The sequence below is a fragment of the Anatilimnocola aggregata genome (assembly GCF_007747655.1).
Classification (GTDB): domain Bacteria; phylum Planctomycetota; class Planctomycetia; order Pirellulales; family Pirellulaceae; genus Anatilimnocola; species Anatilimnocola aggregata.
The window spans coordinates 5,379,748-5,394,372 of the sequence record NZ_CP036274.1; the positions used below are offsets into that span (position 1 = coordinate 5,379,748).

Here is a 14,625-nt window from a genome sequence, read left to right on the forward strand (position 1 = left end):
GACCACCAAGCAATACATGCGTTTAGAACCGCTCACGCAGCGTTACAGCCGGCTCGCACAAATTGCAGGCTTTGTTGGTGTACAGAGCTGCTTGAAGTGTACAGGACGGACCAGCTCGGCAGGCACTTTCGGGATGTGGAGCTGTTTGCCCAGATGCGGTAAAGACGGAGTGAGGTAGGTAGGGTGGGTGCCTATATATAGGCACCACCTCCCACCTCCTCCTCATCGCATCTTGTTGACTGTTAATACCTTATAGTTACTGATAAGAAATACCAACTACTGCTAGTGACAATAACAACACAATATTGCCTTTTAGATAGTACTTTCCTTCGCGACCTGCATTTACATTCAGCAACAGCGAGGCACCTGCCTTTTAAGGGCCCTGGGAGCCCTTCTAGGCAACGCTGTGCGGGCACCTGGCGTCTTTGGGGGCCGTTTGCGCTGCAGGGCCTTCCAGGGGCCTTCTTGGGCAAATCGGCATTTGCACGTGTTGGTACCGCTGGCTGCTTCGACCAACATTTGTTGCTTTGGGACGGATGAACACGAAGCCAATCGAATTGCCCCGGTAACGCCGACAAAGCGGCAAGCCGGGGAAGCTTCGCCCAACTGCTGCGATGATGGCGAAGGTCACGGACAAGCTCTGGTCATTCGCCGATCTGTACAAAGAAGTGATCCAGAACGGGTAGTTGGATTCAGCCCTGCGAACCTAGCGGGGCTTTTTCGTGCGCGGGTAGAATTGGGGAATGAAATTCACAATACGAGATTTGATTTCGTTGACCATCGTAATCTCGCTTAGCCTTGGCTGGTGCGCCGACAATCGCAAGCTCCACCGAGCGAACGAACAACTCCAGCTTGAAAACTTAACGCTCCAATTTGAGATCAACAGCCTGAAATCCTACCCGGCCGACAAGAGGAGGATTGAGGAGATTCATGACGCCGCCAAGGATGGCGAACTACCTCAACATCACGCAGAAGAGATCCTCTTCACAGTGCAATGCGAGTCTGATTTTCGTGTTCGTGTGAGAGCGATGGCTGTGCTTCCCCTGCTTCCCGAACGAGAGCAAGCGATTGATGTGCTAGTCGCTGCCCTTAGAGAGCGGAATCAAGCATCGGCTGGCGACGGTGTCGTCCCAATGTATGCAGTGAAGTACCTGTCCGCGATGAAGGCGACGAGAGCATTGCCGGAAGTTCAAGCGTGGCTACACTATCTCCGCAGCGAGCAACCGTTTGAGCCCAGGGAGAATGGGCAGTTCATTAGCCGCACCGAACTTTTCATCGCTGAATTAATGCTTGAACAGAATGGTCGCCCATGACCAACCGCGCTCCCCTCATTGTCGCCATCGTCTTGCTGCTGCTGCCGGTGCTGTATGTGGGGAGTTATTTCGCACTGCTTAGCGAAGGTCCAAAGCTGCGAATGACGTCGAGCGGCTTCTGTGCCCATGTCGGCAAATATCGCGTGGCTGAGCCGTGGTGCCGGTGTGTTTTCTGGCCCTTGGAGCAGATCGACCGAATGATAAGACCGGAACTGTGAAAATAGCTGACGTCCGGCGACACCTAAGGTAAGCACTCAACGGTCGATCTGCCCTCTTCACCCTTTTTCCGACCCGGGCACGACTCTCGACTCAAATCGGTCGCGATCCAAATTCGCTTAGGAGTCAGCGACGTGAGCAGACAGCATTAGAGCGGTGCCACTACTCTCGACCGCCACTCACCCCTCAGAAGAATGGGAATTGTCGGGTGGTTCCCGGAAGTTCGAAGAATGGTTTGCGAAAGCAGACTTAGCGAAACAACGAATGACTGGCTCGGGTTTCTTTGGCAGGGTAAACTCCCCTCTCCAGACGCAATTTCAAACTTTCGGAGCTCGCCGGTGTTTCTTCCTCTCCGGGAACATCGTCCGGGGGCCTGTGCCCACCGCGCGGTCAGCAGTAACCGAGCCTTCACGCTCGTAGAACTTCTCGTTGTAATCGCGATCATTGGCGTCCTGGTCGCACTCCTGCTCCCCGCAGTTCAAGCAGCCCGCGAGGCTGCGCGGCGAATGAAATGCCAGAACAATCTCAAGCAGATCTCGCTGGCGTGGCATAACTACCACGACACGTACGGTAGTCTTCCTCCAGGCTGCCTGTCGGCTAGTGGGCTCAGCTGGGGCGTTTTCATTCTACCTTTTGTCGAGCAGAAGCCTCTCTACGACAAGTTCACATTCAGTGCTGGAGATTACAACAATCCGGCTGCGACTAAGAACCACTTGGCGATGAATAAGGTCGCCTTCTATCTGTGTCCCAGCTCCCAGGCACAAAAGATGATGCTGGGCACGCCTAACCACGTGAACCCCGCTGACTTTATTAACGATCCTGCTGGCTATCCAGCAGGTCAGTATGCACCCTATACCAACCATTACTACGGATCGATGGGCCCGCTTGGGGCTAGCGTGTTGGGTGGATCGTATCAGCAGCGAGGCGGTCCAACGCATGGCTACATGAGTACGGAAGGTGTCTGTATCGCAGACGTTCCCTACAAGCTCCGCGACATTCAGGATGGGACTGCATTCACCTTCATGCTGGGCGAAAACTCCAAGCATGATCAGAAGTTCGGTTCACGATTTCGCAGCTGGGTCCGTGGCTGCGCCAATGGTGGAGATGAAGAAGTTTGCGGTTGCCGTAACTACGTTAACGGAATTAATGTCCCCACTCCTGCTCTTTCGACACAGTTCAACAACATTGCGATGGCGAGCCATCATCCAGGTGGTGCCAACTTCGGGATGTGCGATGGTTCGATCCGCTTTGTTGCGGATAACATTGACTTGGCCGTTTACAAGTCGACCGCCAGTCGAAGCGGCGGTGAGCCGAAAACTATCGACTAACGCCGGATATCTACGGCAAAGGATCGCGAATGCTACGCAGCGGATTATTGGTCGCGTTGTCGCTCATTGGACTGCTGACTGCGGGCTGCGAAAAAGTTGTCAAGCGGTACGAGGTCTCCGGAAAGATCACGTATCAGGGGCAGCCGATTCCTGCTGGAATCATCTATTTCGATCCGGATATTGCCGCAGGTGGCAAAGGACTACAAGGTTTCGCGGTCATCAAGGATGGCACGTACGATACCCGTGTCGAAGGTGGCTTGGGACCGGTCGGGGGTAAGTACGTGCTAAGGATCCATGGGAACAATGGCATTCCCGAGCCCGAACTCGTAATGGGCCGCCCGTTGTTCGGGGAAATCACGATTCCCAAAGAACTGCCCGCAGCAGATACGCAGCTGGAAGATATCGACGTCCCACTGCAGAGTCCCTAGCTCGACACGAAAGTAGCTTCTTTCGAATGCGCGAGAGCTATTTAGTAGCCGCGCCTTATCAACTGCATCAAGTGACAACGAAGGCCGCAGTTTGCGTAAAGCCTCAGCCAAAAACAGCAATGAGCAAGGTGACTAGCGATGCGATTGCCAACGCTCCGTGCCCCAAGACAAGCGGGATCGGGAGCGCAACGCTGCGTAAGTGAAAGAGGGTGAACAAGGCGATGCCACCAAACGCAGTACACACGAACATTGCTAGTGCGACCAACACCAGCCACGGAGGGTCTTGAGTTGAGGCTGAGTACGCCAATACGGCCAGTCCAGTTACTGCCGCGCCTCCATGTCCAAGTGCCAGCCACATCGGAGGATATGGCAAACCGCAAATACGCAGCGCTGCGACGACGAGCCCGCCAATCGCAGTCAGCGACAATATGATCGCGGCAAGTTCCATAACTCATCATCTTTCTTAGCCAGCTTGTCCGGTCGCAGAAACGCAGCTCGGCTGCAAGAGTCTCTGAAACATTTGAATTCAACGTGTAGGACGTACGGTCAACGCGACCACTCCTTCGTTATCTGCAATGGCACCCCAAGCATCGTCACAGCGAACGTACAGATCGCCCGTTTCACCTGGCGTGAATTTGGCTTGGTGTCGAATTGCAAACTCTGCCCCCAGGCGACCGTCGACGAGCAGAGCTCCCATCATTTTGCTGCCGCCTTCGTCTTTAGCTTCAATGGCCTTACCAGGCTCGATCGTCCAATTGCCATCGGTCTCAAACAGGTACTCCGTACCTGCGGTAAGCGTCGCACCAGTGGCCTGCCAGCCCCGGCGAGCTTCAACGCGTTTCGTCACCGTGGTGTCGACTTTGAGTGGGGCAAACTTCGTCTTCCAATCCCAAGCACAGAGGTCGACCCGGTAGCCTGGGCACGCGTCGGCCAAGAACAGCCTGTACTCAAAGTCGAGCTGAGCCATCACAGGGCCGTACGTTTTGTCAAAGCTGACCGGTTGCTTTAGCATGAGCGAGATACCCAGGGGCCGAAACTTCGCTGAGTAATTCGGATTGTTCGCCAGCAAATGGCACAAGGCCCAGCGGGTTGCGTAAGCTTGCCGCGAATCACCGGTTAGCTGATTGGATTCAACTACTTCTTTGCTCGACTTGGGCGAATGCTTTTTCAGGAAGCCAATCACCTCGTCCGGAGCATTGACTCCTGGATCGCCCTTCTTCCAGTACTGCCCCATCTCCGCCATTCCTTCTGCGTACCAGACTGGCCCCACGCCGTGGAACGTCTGCCGGCAATAGCCGTGAACTGATTCATGCAACAAGGTGCGGCGATCCGCGGGAGCGTAAATGGTGGCTTGCGTCGAAGACTTGCCGCCAATGCGTGCCGTAACACTGGTGGTGCGACCGAGGCCGGCGAGAATTCGCGACTTACCTCCTTCCTCCATCGCTCCAAGAGTTTTAGCCGGCCAGCCTTTGAGGTCGCGAGCCGCATAGATCTGAATCAGCCCCACCGGCTTGCGGTCGTAGTACCCCGCCACAAGTTCGAGCATCTGCTCTATCTCAGAAAGCATTGCCTTGGCTTCGTCAGCCGGAAGATCAGTCAGCATGAGGATGTGCTGCGACCGATGCTCTTTTGGTCCATCGCTGGTCTGCTGAGCTGTCGCTAAGGTAGCGACGGTGAGTACCTGGATGATGGCGACCATCCCCAAGTACAAAAGAGCGAAGGGGAATCGCCCCTTGGTTAGCTGCGTTCGACACAGACTCATCGAGGTCCTCCTCTGGTTCGTGGCTCCTGGTTCGCAAGCCTTTCGATCAGCGGTTCGCGTAACGCCACCAACAACCACTGCATCTTCCGCCCGCACTTCGTCAGCCACAACCCACAATCAGTTGGTATTTCAAGATTGCCGTCGCCAGAGTTTCGCGAAAACCCGAAGACGAGCATCTGCAACACTCGACGACAACCACTTTTGCTTGTTTCGCTGTGGCCGACTTTGCTTTATCGCACGCGAGACTGCGATTTCAGAACGGGGTCCCACAGTACCGGTGCCACGAATAGAGTCCCTATGGGACCCGTTTCTTCGCTTATTTCTGTGAAACGGATGTCAAAAGCCCCGACGTCTTAAGAATTCAGACTGGCCAGTGGCGAGTCAATCTTTGAAGTAATCGTCGCGATTAGCTCCGTCGAAACCGGCCCGAGGCGAGACAGCAATGTTTGAATACCTTGCCGCTGCCGCAAGGGCATAGATCTCTACGTCCGAGCTTCTCTTCAAGTTGCTTGTCACCGTGTACGATTCGGACGCCCCGCTTCACCTTTGTTTCAGACGGGTAACCTCGACGGCGTTTGCTCATGGGGGTAAAAGGAGTCTTCGTCGTTGGAATCTTGGTTGAACATTGCACACCGTCCTTTCTCGATTGGATGCACGTCAGACGCAATTCAGTTCGGAAGGTTCGGAGTGTTGATCGTGCATTTCCATTGGTGGCATTGTGGTGGAGCCGGATATGCCCAAGGTTAGTGCTGGCCTGCTGATGTACCGCGTTCTGAATGGGAGAGCACAAGTGCTCCTGGCACACCCGGGTGGACCGTACTTCCGCCAAAAGGACGAAGGGGCATGGACTATCCCCAAGGGTGAAGCTGATGACGGTGAAGACTTACTGGATACGGCTCAAAGAGAGTTCACTGAGGAGACCGGCCACAAGCCAACAGGGCCGTTTGTTGTCCTGAGCCCAGTGAAGCAAAAGGGAGGTAAAGTAGTTCACGCTTGGGCATTCGAGGGTGCCTTCGATCCAGCCCAACTCGTCAGCAACACCTTCAATCTGGAATGGCCGCCTCGGTCGGGGCAGCAAGTGACGTTTCCGGAAGTGGACAGAGCCGAGTGGTTTGATCTGACCACTGCGAAATGGAAGATCAATTCCGCACAGGTAAAGTTGCTCGAAGAGCTGGAAATGACGATCTCCCAGAAGTGAAGTCTGCCTACAGAATGGCACCAATCTTCGCTCATGAAGCGTCGATTCAGCATGCATCCCAGTATGACCAATTATTCACGCGGTTCGAAGACTGCAAGGCGCCCTGCTTGATGAACTGCAAGCTTCCGGCCATCAGGGCTCATCGCGCCAAAGTCGGCTCCACGGAATTCGAGTAACCTTTCGCCCACAATTGGATCCCACAAGGTAACACTCTCACGGGAAGACACTAAAAGTCGGTCGGCATTTTGCACGAACTGTAGATTCGTAATCGTGGGCACATTCGCTTCAAAAGACGTACTGCGCTCTCCCTGTAGGCGACGCTCAGTAAGGCCGAGCAGTTGTTCTTCTTCCCATCCAAGCGAAAAGAGAACCTCAATTCCTCCAGAATCACTGGCGACGGCAAGCGTCGAACCGTCTTTCGCAAACGCGATTGCTGTTTTGTGGCCAACCGTATGTGTACCGAGTTTAAACAATTCAAGTGCCTCAGTTGCCTCCAATGGGACAACCCCAGTGCCGCCTGGACCCACGGTAACGACGCAATTCTGAACATTACTCGCAACGAGCTGATGGACCATCGGCCTTCCAGGAACGGTCGACTTGGAAACCACCTTGCCGGTGTTAGTCTCTAGGAAAAGCAACGCAGCGGATGCGCCTATGTCGCGGCTCCTGCTGGCTCGTGAAGTAACGATGTGCTTGCCGCCATCTAGGACGTCAACACCCCCATCGACATCGCCCACCTGCCACCTTTCAGTGCCCGTCCTTGCGTCGAAGAGAGTTAGCCCCTTACCGGGTACGATCACCGCGAGTTCGCTTCCCGTTGGAGTAAATACTATGGATACGTGCGAACCATCACTGGGAGAAGTGTGTGACCACAATTGCTTCCGCAGCAATCGATCCCACGCGACCAGATGACCATTGTGCTGACACCACGCCATAGTAACCCCATCTGGAGACCATTCCATTGCTGCAATTGGCGAACTCGTCTGAGTCTGGGGCAAGCGCTCCGTATTCCCTTCAGCCCTCTTCTCTAAGTCGGAAATGTCTATTTCTTCGGGTCGATAACCACCTTTGGTCTTGGCCTGCTTCGAAAGATAAAACCACTCCCATCCTCGTAGTTGCATCCACTTACTATTTCCATCCGCGGCGTTTGCCAAACGACGGAATGAAAGCCTTTCTTCTGCCTTGTCAAAGTCTCCTTTTTCGATGTCTCGACTTGTGTAAACGACGGTCGAATAGTGCAGCGCGCGGCGGTTGAAAAGTGTGGCGCTGAGGTGGGGAAGGGTCTCAGTCTAAATCAGGGTGTTGGGGCATTCCAGTAAGAATCCTTCCTCCTCCGGAGGAGGAAGGATTGCGACGGTTGTAACGACGGCTAGGATTCTGCCGTTTCATCGGCGGGTGACAAGGATGAGGTCGCCGGTTTCGGGCGCGATCCTTTGCGGCGGCGCCGCGCGTCTTGCAAGCGATAACTTTCGCCGGTCGATTCGAGGATGTGGCAGCGGTGTGTCAGCCGATCGAGCACGGCGCCGGTCAGGCGCTCGCTGCCCAGGACTTCGGTCCATTGCTCGAACGGCAGATTGGTGGTCACGATCAACGATTGGCGTTCGTAAGCGCTACTGATGACCTCGAAGAGCAACTCCGCGCCCAGCTTACTGGCGGGGACGTAACCCAGCTCATCGAGGATCAGCAGATCGAACTTGGCTAGTGACGACTTCATCCGCAGCAGCGTCCGTTCTTCTCGGGCTTCCATAAGTTGCGTGATCAGTTCCGTCACGCGGCAGAAGCGGACCCGTTTGCCCCGCTGACAGGCGGCAATGCCAAGCGCGATGGCCAGGTGCGTCTTCCCCGTGCCCGGATGCCCGAGAAAGATCACCGACTCGCGGCGTTCCACGAACTCGCACCGCAGTAGTTCTGCCACCAGCACGCGATTGAGCGAGGGCTGGGCGGCGAAGTCGAAATCACCAGGCGATTTCAGGTTGGGAAAGCGCGCTGACTTGAGCCGCCGCTCGCTGGCACGCTTCTCACGGTTGAGTAACTCCAGCTCACACAGTTGCAGCAGAAAGCCCAGATGATCGACGTTCTCCGTCGCACACCGCTGGGCCGTTTTCTCGCAGCCCTCCAGGAACGACGGCAACCGTAGGGCCTTCAAGTGATGCTTGAGCAGCACCGTGCTTTTGGTTTCGAGAGATTTCATAACACACCTCCCGTCGTCAGCGCGCAGGTCAGTTCACGGTAAGACAGGAGATTGGGAGGAGGGATCGAGTGCGACTGCAGATGCGGATGATTGTCCAGCCGAAACCACCGCGTCGGCTCTTCCAGTCCCTGCTGCACGAGCAGCCGAATCGCATCGACGGCCAGAACGTCGATCTCCAGTGCCCGCTCAATCGCCGCAGTTAATGCAGCCAGCGAGATAGTCTCCAGCAGCCGCAAGGTTTTGATGAACTCCCGGCGGCCGTGTGCGCCGCCATCTGCTTCCAGACGCCGCCGGAGGAGATCGAAACAGTCCGGCAAGCCCCAGTTTTCCAGGGGTTTCGCGAAGTCCAAGCCCCCTGGCTTCCGCTCCAAGAGTGCCAGGTAATGCAGCGGGTTGTAATGGACCTGCTCCTTCGACCAGTCGCGTGGATGCTGGGCAACCAACTTGTCGTTAACGACCAGCCGAACTTCCTCCAGGCCGCCAATTGCGGTCACTTTCTGATGAGCATACTGCGTCGGCACCGAGTAATCGTTGCCGTCGAAGCGAACCAAGGAAAGAGAGTTGGCCTGGGCCGGTTCGACTCGCCGCGCTTCAAAGCCCGACTTCGGCAGCGGCAACAACGCAGCCTGCTCCTCTGCCAACAACGTGGCTTTGTTCGCCGGTTGTCCGCGTAACTGGCGTTCCAGATCTTCACAGCACTGCCGCTCGAGTTCGGCATTCAGCACTTCCAGGCTGCCGGTCCGTGGTACCGGCACCAGGAAGTTCCGCCGCGCGAAACCGATGAGGTTCTCCGTATGCCCCTTCTCCATCGGCCGTCGCACCAGGCAGAAGTGATGCTCAAACAGATAATGACTCTGCAGCCGTAGGAACTCACGCGTCGGCGTGTCACCCCGTTTCCCCACGAACCGGGCCACAGCAATCCGGCTGTTGTCGTAGCTGATCCGGCGGGGCACGCCGCCGAAGAACTCAAAGGCCCGCTGATGGCCCGCTTGAAACGTCTCGGTGCATTCGCGAGGAAAGACCTGCACGAAGAACGCGTCGCTGTACGGCAACGACATGACGCAGTACGCGACTTTCGTCGGCATGCCTTGCAGCACCACCTCCGCTTCGCCGAAGTCGAACTGGGCTTCGCCCGGTTGATGCGACAAGGGTAAGAACACCTCCGCCGTGGTCGTTCGCCACTCCCGCACGACCTCGCCGACCACCGTGATCCCGCCGGTGTAGCCATGCTCGGCACGCAGGCGGTCGAAGATCCGTTTAGTGGTGTGGCGCTGCTTGCGGGGCGCCGTTTTGTCCTGCTCCAGGATCTCGTGGATGATCGGCAGGAACGGATCGAGTTTGGGCCGCTCCCGGGGCAGACGTTGTCGATAACCGGGCGGCTCAGGGTGCTGCAGGATCTTTTCGAGGGTCTGCCAGTGAAGGGAAAATTCCCTGCAAACCGCTCGTTTGGATTTCTTCTCGGTCAGGACAAGACGACGGATTTCGGTCCAGTTATGCATATCTCGCAGCATGGGCTACGCTCGCGGATCGTAAGGCTTGAGACGCTGGGAAGCCTCAAATCTGCCTTACGGATTCTCACGAGCAGGGCTAGCGCTGCACTTTTCGACCGACCATCGGCTCCGCCGCGCGCTGCACTATTCGACCGTCGTTTACACAAGGCACACTCTGGCAGGGAGTTACGCCGCCTGCATGCTCCCTACCTCCTTACGGACGAGCGAAAACGTCCAAATTCAATTTCCATAATTTCCACAATCACATTCCGAGCACGTTGGTCCTAGTTATGAAATGCATATCGCCTAGTTATTGTGCCGCTTTCGCCTGCGTCGCCGAGAGTTCGCCAACAAAGTAGATGCGCACTCGTTGACTAGTCTGGTCCGCAGCTCAAAAACAAAATAGCCATGCGCACTGGCACCTCTTTAGCACACCCGCAGCGTGAGCGAATAGTCGCTCCCCGTTGGTCAGTCACTCCGTGACTGACGCCCCGACCACTGCCCCGGGCGCTGCCAGTGCTGTTGGCCGTTGCGGCAGTGCAGTCCCCAACAGGTGGACGTCTGGCCTTCTTGCGCAGGGCGGTCCATTGCTAGAAGGTCGCTTTTCCCACCGCAACGATTCGCTTTGCCTTGCGTGCCGATCTAGCACTGGCCGAGGCCAGTGGCACACGGCGGGGTGGTTTGAGTACCGCTGTTGCTTCACTCCGCCAGTTGGTGAATGGTGTTGTGAATGGTCCCTTGCACCGGTGTGCCGCTGGCGCTGCGCAAGAGGAACTTGATTTCCATGCACCAGGTGGGGCGCAGGTCGGCGGCGTCGATGGTGACCGTCTTGGCGTCGGCCGAGAGCTTGGCACTTTTGATCGTCAGGGGGAGTTCGTCGTAGTGCTTCGACCCGTAATTGGCGGTTCGCTTGAGCGACCAGGTCTTGATCTGCAGATTTTTCGTGTCGAGCGAGGCAGGATCCAGCGGCTCGGTAAAGGTGAGTTGCAGGCCTGCCTTGGTGGCGTGCAGACCGATGGGGAGGTGGATGGGCTGACCTGTCGCGCGCAGGCGATAGAGCCCGCCCGGATAGGAGGCGTTCCCCGCCCAGGCAAACATGCCGCACAAATAGAGCTGGCCATCGTGCGGATGAAAGCGACCGCGCATCACACCCGTGGGGAACGTGGGGATTGGTAGTTCGATCATTCCTCCCTGCATCGAGCCGCGGACGTTCTCGTGCGGTACCAGAAAGACTTTGCCATAACCGTACGACAAGTTCAGGAGCGAACCTTGCAGCGGTCCCCAGCGCTGGCTATCGACCCACAACAGTTCGGCGGGGGAGCGGTCGAAGGCGTTCGTGATCCAGCAGAGCGGCGGTGTCATGGCCGCATCGGACGAATCGGTGACGTCGTGATAGCCGAGCATGTTGCCGTAGAACTTGGGCTTGCTGCCCGGTTCGACCGTCACCCAGTTGATGCGGTTCTTGGGATTCCAAAAGCCTTCCTGATCGGTAACCACAAACGAACCATCCGGATTGAGGCAGACGCCATTCGCGGCGCGAAAGCCCGTGGCCAGCGTGTCGGTGCGCGAGCCATCGTGGCTGATGCGCAAGAGTGTGCCGTGCTGGGGCACGATGGCTGGCCGCCCATGGCAACCCGACTTGGCGTAGTAAAAGTTTCCCTCGGCATCGGTTTGCAGACCCATCGCAAATTCGTGAAAGTGCTCGGTCACTTGATGGTCGTTGTTGAGGCACTGATAAAAGTCGGTCTCGCCATCCCCATTCAGATCGTGCAGCACCGCCAGCTGATCGCGACAGGTCACGTGAATCTTTCCGGCGACGATCTTCAGCCCCAGCGGCTGATACAAGCCCGAAGCGATGCGCTGCCAACGAAGCGTAGGTGATTTCGCCGGTTTCGTTTCGACGAGCCAGACGTCTCCATCCCACAAGCAAACGGCAATGCGCCCATCGGCGAAGAAATCGAGCCCGGTGAAGCGCGTCTGCGCGAGCCACGGGTTGGCTTCGGGAGCGGTGAGAATATCAGTGGCAAAGCTGCCACTATCTGCTCCCATTACAACTTGTGTCTCGAGTTTCTGCGGCCAACGCGCCGGTCCGCCGCTGGTCAGCACGCTGAGATCGCGCGCGGCTTGTGGAATGGGCAAATCAGCAAACTGCTTCGCAAAATCCGTTGGTTGGCCCGCGCGAATGGTGGCAGAGTCGGAGGGGAGCCAAACCGAAAACCGCAGCGGCTCTTGACCCGCGGGAATTTTTAGCCGCAGTTTGCCACGCTCTGAAGTCCAGTCAGCCAGGATGCTGCGCGGCGCGAACCCGGCCACCAGCGGCGCGGCAGGCGAACTGACCGGAGCCAGGCCGCGGCGCACAACGCCGTCGTGCCGATTTCCCGCAGCATTGGCAACGGTCGAACTCTTGGCCTCACTGAAGATCCAGCGGGCGACCAACGACTTTTCTGTTTTGGCCGGTGCGGCGAAATCGCGCAGGCCGTCGGTCAGACGCTCGGCATAAAAGCGGACTTCGGCCATCTCACCCTGAAAGAATGTGGCGGGGCGGGGGAAGTCGGGTGTCGTGAAGCCGATGCGGACCACGCTCTTGGCCAGCGGGGCCTTCGCGGCCAGTGTTCCTTCACCATCGAGCCTGCCGTCGACATAAAGCCGCACACGACTGGCCGCTTGCTCCCAGGTCAGGGTGACGTTGTGCCACTGGCCATCGTTGATTTTAGTTTTTGCCGAAACAGCGCCGACCCAACCGATATCGAAGCAGAGTCGCCCATCGCGAATAAAAAACGTCTGCCCGTTGGGAGTCCACTTCGGCCCCTCCTGGCTTAAAGACCAAATGCTGCCGTCGGTTTTTGTTTTGACGCGGGCGGCAAGGGAGAAGTCCTTGCTCGTTAAATTGAAGGCGTCGCTACCAGGCACTTCGAGGTAGGTGTTGCCGTCGAAGGCCAGCGGCTGGTCCGGTGTCTCAAGCTGCTGGGGTGCAGGGGACGCGAAGTGGACGACCGCTTTGTCTACACCGTTGACAAGTGTCGGGCGGGCATCTTGCGCGGGATGCTCGGCAACTTGCAGAACCAGATCACGATCGCGCGGGCCGATGTTGAACGTCCGCAAAAATAGAGGTGCTTGTTGATTCTCGCGCGAGAGCAGGCTGGGCGATTCGAGCACTTGGGTATTGCCAATGGAATACGACAGCACTACTTGCTGGCCGTGATGATAGAGCCCGTGGAACTTTCCCCACGCGCGCGGCAACGGGCCATATCGTTTGCCGTCGCGACCTTCGACGCGCTGATCGTCTTGAAACTCGCCAGTCTGGGGATTCCCCCAGCCGGGCCCCGTTGAGTTCGCAAACGCCGTCTGACCAACCACGCGCGGGTGAACTCCATGCGCGCCGTTGAACTGAATTCCCTGCCAGTCGATAAAGTTCTCGTTGGTCTGCCCCGAGCCATTCCAGCCCGCAGCGGCACGGAGCGTGTCGGTATCGAAGATGACCCAATGCCGACCGCGCGAAACGCCCCCCGCACCAGAATCGAGACGAATCGCGATTCCTTTATAGGCCAGGTTGTGCGACAGCCCGGGGATTTCGTAGGTGTGCGTCAGGCTCGGGCCATAATCCATCGCCGACCAGGGGACGATTTTGCTCGGCTCGGGCCCGCGCGTGTTTCCCTTGGGGAGTTTGCCCAAGTAGGCCGCGTCGACAGTCACAAACTGCGTCGGGTTATGGGGCTTAAGATAGGTTTCGCGCAGGTAGTGGATGACGTCGTACTTCTGCGACGGAACCATCCAGGCCTGCGGAGTCATCAAACCAAAGCCGAACGTCAGCGTGCGATAGATGGAAAGCGGATCGCTGCCGTTTTTGAACTTTCCCTCTGCAAAACGGAGCGAAGTGGGGAGCGAACCGGGCTTGTCCTTGGTGCCGTGGCAATTGGCACAAACCCGTTGATAAATGGCCTCGCCCCGCTTAAGCGCGTCGTTGTTCCAACTGCCGATGAGACCCGCGTGATCGAGCTGTTTTTCGTACTCGGGAACGGTGAACGTGAGGAGTGCGGCCGAAGGTTGCAATTCAGCTGCGCGGAGTGCTCCGCCGTCGCGAATTTCGATCAGGTAGCGAATCAGATCGAGAAACTGCTGCCGGCTGTTCAGTTGATTGACCTGCGCGGCAGGCATGATCGACGTTTCGTTCGTCTTCATCTCTTCGATGTCGGCTGCAGCGATGGTGGTTAATTCGCCGGCTCGCTGTAAATCGCGTACGACGAGCTTGTCCTTGGTTCGTTCGACCAGCAGCGCCGTCAGCGACTTGCCAGCGGTGGTCACGACCGTGACCGATTCAAAGCCCTTGCGAATCGTCTTCGAAGGGAGGAGCACCGACTCGACCAGTGCTTCATCGGCGATCTCTTTGCCAATTGCCGCCAGGTCCGGCCCCAGCCCATTCTGATTCGCCTGGCCAACAACGTGGCACTTGCCACACGCCATGTGGGGCTGAAAGAAAACCACTGCGCCGCGAATCGCGTCTCCTTCGGTCTTCGCCAGTTTGGCCAACTCGGCAGCTGGCGTTTGCAGCAGTTCTGCTTCGAGCAGTTGCGCACTGGCAGGTGAAACGGAAAGCACCAATGCCACGATGAGCGCGAAGAACAGAACGATTCCGCAATGGCGATTAGCGCCGGCAGGCTGGAAACTATTCATGAAAGGCTCGGGAGAAGCTCAAGGAGAA

Annotated in this window: 11 protein-coding genes; 5 read left to right on the forward strand and 6 right to left on the reverse strand. The window is 57.2% G+C overall.

What is annotated here, in order from left to right:
- The first annotated feature begins 743 nt into the window (after positions 1–743).
- The 4 genes from ETAA8_RS20110 (at position 744) to ETAA8_RS20125 (ending at position 3,285) form a co-directional block, all read left to right on the forward strand.
- The gene (locus tag ETAA8_RS20110; RefSeq protein WP_145092384.1) at positions 744–1,313 is read left to right on the forward strand and encodes a hypothetical protein; all 570 of its coding nucleotides are present in this window, start codon (positions 744–746) and stop codon (positions 1,311–1,313) included.
- Complete coding sequence (locus tag ETAA8_RS20115; RefSeq protein ID WP_145092386.1) at positions 1,310–1,531, forward strand: hypothetical protein; 222 nt, start codon at positions 1,310–1,312, stop codon at positions 1,529–1,531. Before ETAA8_RS20110 ends, ETAA8_RS20115 begins: the two co-directional genes overlap by 4 nt.
- A gap of 336 nt (positions 1,532–1,867) precedes the next feature.
- Positions 1,868–2,857, forward strand: coding sequence for a DUF1559 domain-containing protein (locus tag ETAA8_RS20120; protein ID WP_202921126.1), 990 nt, complete (start codon positions 1,868–1,870; stop codon positions 2,855–2,857).
- Positions 2,858–2,886: 29 nt separating this feature from the next.
- On the forward strand, positions 2,887–3,285 hold the full coding sequence (locus ETAA8_RS20125; RefSeq protein WP_145092392.1) for a PLP-dependent aminotransferase family protein: 399 nt from the start codon (positions 2,887–2,889) through the stop codon (positions 3,283–3,285).
- 526 nt (positions 3,286–3,811) lie between these two features.
- On the opposite strand, the gene ETAA8_RS20130 is transcribed toward ETAA8_RS20125, so the two are convergent.
- Together ETAA8_RS20130 and ETAA8_RS20135 are read right to left on the reverse strand one after the other, a co-directional pair.
- Positions 3,812–5,047: a hypothetical protein gene (locus tag ETAA8_RS20130; RefSeq protein WP_145092395.1), complete on the reverse strand. Its 1,236-nt coding sequence runs from the start codon at positions 5,045–5,047 to the stop codon at positions 3,812–3,814.
- A 406-nt stretch (positions 5,048–5,453) separates the two neighbouring features.
- Positions 5,454–5,630, reverse strand: coding sequence for an SEC-C metal-binding domain-containing protein (locus tag ETAA8_RS20135; RefSeq protein WP_145092398.1), 177 nt, complete (start codon positions 5,628–5,630; stop codon positions 5,454–5,456).
- 150 nt (positions 5,631–5,780) lie between these two features.
- Here ETAA8_RS20135 and ETAA8_RS20140 point away from each other — a divergent pair, with 150 nt between their 5' ends.
- Positions 5,781–6,245, forward strand: coding sequence for an NUDIX domain-containing protein (locus tag ETAA8_RS20140; protein WP_145092401.1), 465 nt, complete (start codon positions 5,781–5,783; stop codon positions 6,243–6,245).
- Positions 6,246–6,316: 71 nt separating this feature from the next.
- On the opposite strand, the gene ETAA8_RS20145 is transcribed toward ETAA8_RS20140, so the two are convergent.
- From ETAA8_RS20145 to ETAA8_RS20160, 4 genes are all read right to left on the reverse strand, one after another.
- Positions 6,317–7,366 carry a WD40 repeat domain-containing protein gene (locus ETAA8_RS20145; RefSeq protein WP_145092404.1) on the reverse strand — a complete coding sequence of 350 codons (1,050 nt, stop codon included), beginning with the start codon at positions 7,364–7,366 and terminating at the stop codon, positions 6,317–6,319.
- 248 nt (positions 7,367–7,614) lie between these two features.
- Positions 7,615–8,436, reverse strand: coding sequence for an IS21-like element helper ATPase IstB (gene istB, locus ETAA8_RS20150; protein WP_145086466.1), 822 nt, complete (start codon positions 8,434–8,436; stop codon positions 7,615–7,617).
- The gene (istA, locus tag ETAA8_RS20155) at positions 8,433–9,947 is read right to left on the reverse strand and encodes an IS21 family transposase (protein ID WP_145086469.1); all 1,515 of its coding nucleotides are present in this window, start codon (positions 9,945–9,947) and stop codon (positions 8,433–8,435) included. Before istA ends, istB begins: the two co-directional genes overlap by 4 nt.
- Before the next feature lie 678 nt (positions 9,948–10,625).
- Positions 10,626–14,597, reverse strand: a complete 3,972-nt coding sequence (locus ETAA8_RS20160; RefSeq protein WP_145092407.1) for a DUF6797 domain-containing protein — start codon at positions 14,595–14,597, stop codon at positions 10,626–10,628.
- Positions 14,598–14,625: the final 28 nt, after the last annotated feature.

What these genes read in the sequence shown, in the direction of transcription:
- ETAA8_RS20125 (WP_145092392.1), top strand. Translation starts at nt 2,887, where the DNA reads ATGCTACGCAGCGGATTATTGGTCGCGTTGTCGCTCATTGGACTGCTG.
- ETAA8_RS20130 (WP_145092395.1), bottom strand. Translation starts at nt 5,047, where the DNA reads ATGAGTCTGTGTCGAACGCAGCTAACCAAGGGGCGATTCCCCTTCGCT.
- ETAA8_RS20135 (WP_145092398.1), bottom strand. Translation starts at nt 5,630, where the DNA reads ATGAGCAAACGCCGTCGAGGTTACCCGTCTGAAACAAAGGTGAAGCGG.
- ETAA8_RS20110 (WP_145092384.1), top strand. Translation starts at nt 744, where the DNA reads ATGAAATTCACAATACGAGATTTGATTTCGTTGACCATCGTAATCTCG.
- ETAA8_RS20145 (WP_145092404.1), bottom strand. Translation starts at nt 7,366, where the DNA reads ATGCAACTACGAGGATGGGAGTGGTTTTATCTTTCGAAGCAGGCCAAG.
- ETAA8_RS20115 (WP_145092386.1), top strand. Translation starts at nt 1,310, where the DNA reads ATGACCAACCGCGCTCCCCTCATTGTCGCCATCGTCTTGCTGCTGCTG.
- istB (WP_145086466.1), bottom strand. Translation starts at nt 8,436, where the DNA reads ATGAAATCTCTCGAAACCAAAAGCACGGTGCTGCTCAAGCATCACTTG.
- ETAA8_RS20160 (WP_145092407.1), bottom strand. Translation starts at nt 14,597, where the DNA reads ATGAATAGTTTCCAGCCTGCCGGCGCTAATCGCCATTGCGGAATCGTT.
- istA (WP_145086469.1), bottom strand. Translation starts at nt 9,947, where the DNA reads ATGCTGCGAGATATGCATAACTGGACCGAAATCCGTCGTCTTGTCCTG.
- ETAA8_RS20140 (WP_145092401.1), top strand. Translation starts at nt 5,781, where the DNA reads ATGCCCAAGGTTAGTGCTGGCCTGCTGATGTACCGCGTTCTGAATGGG.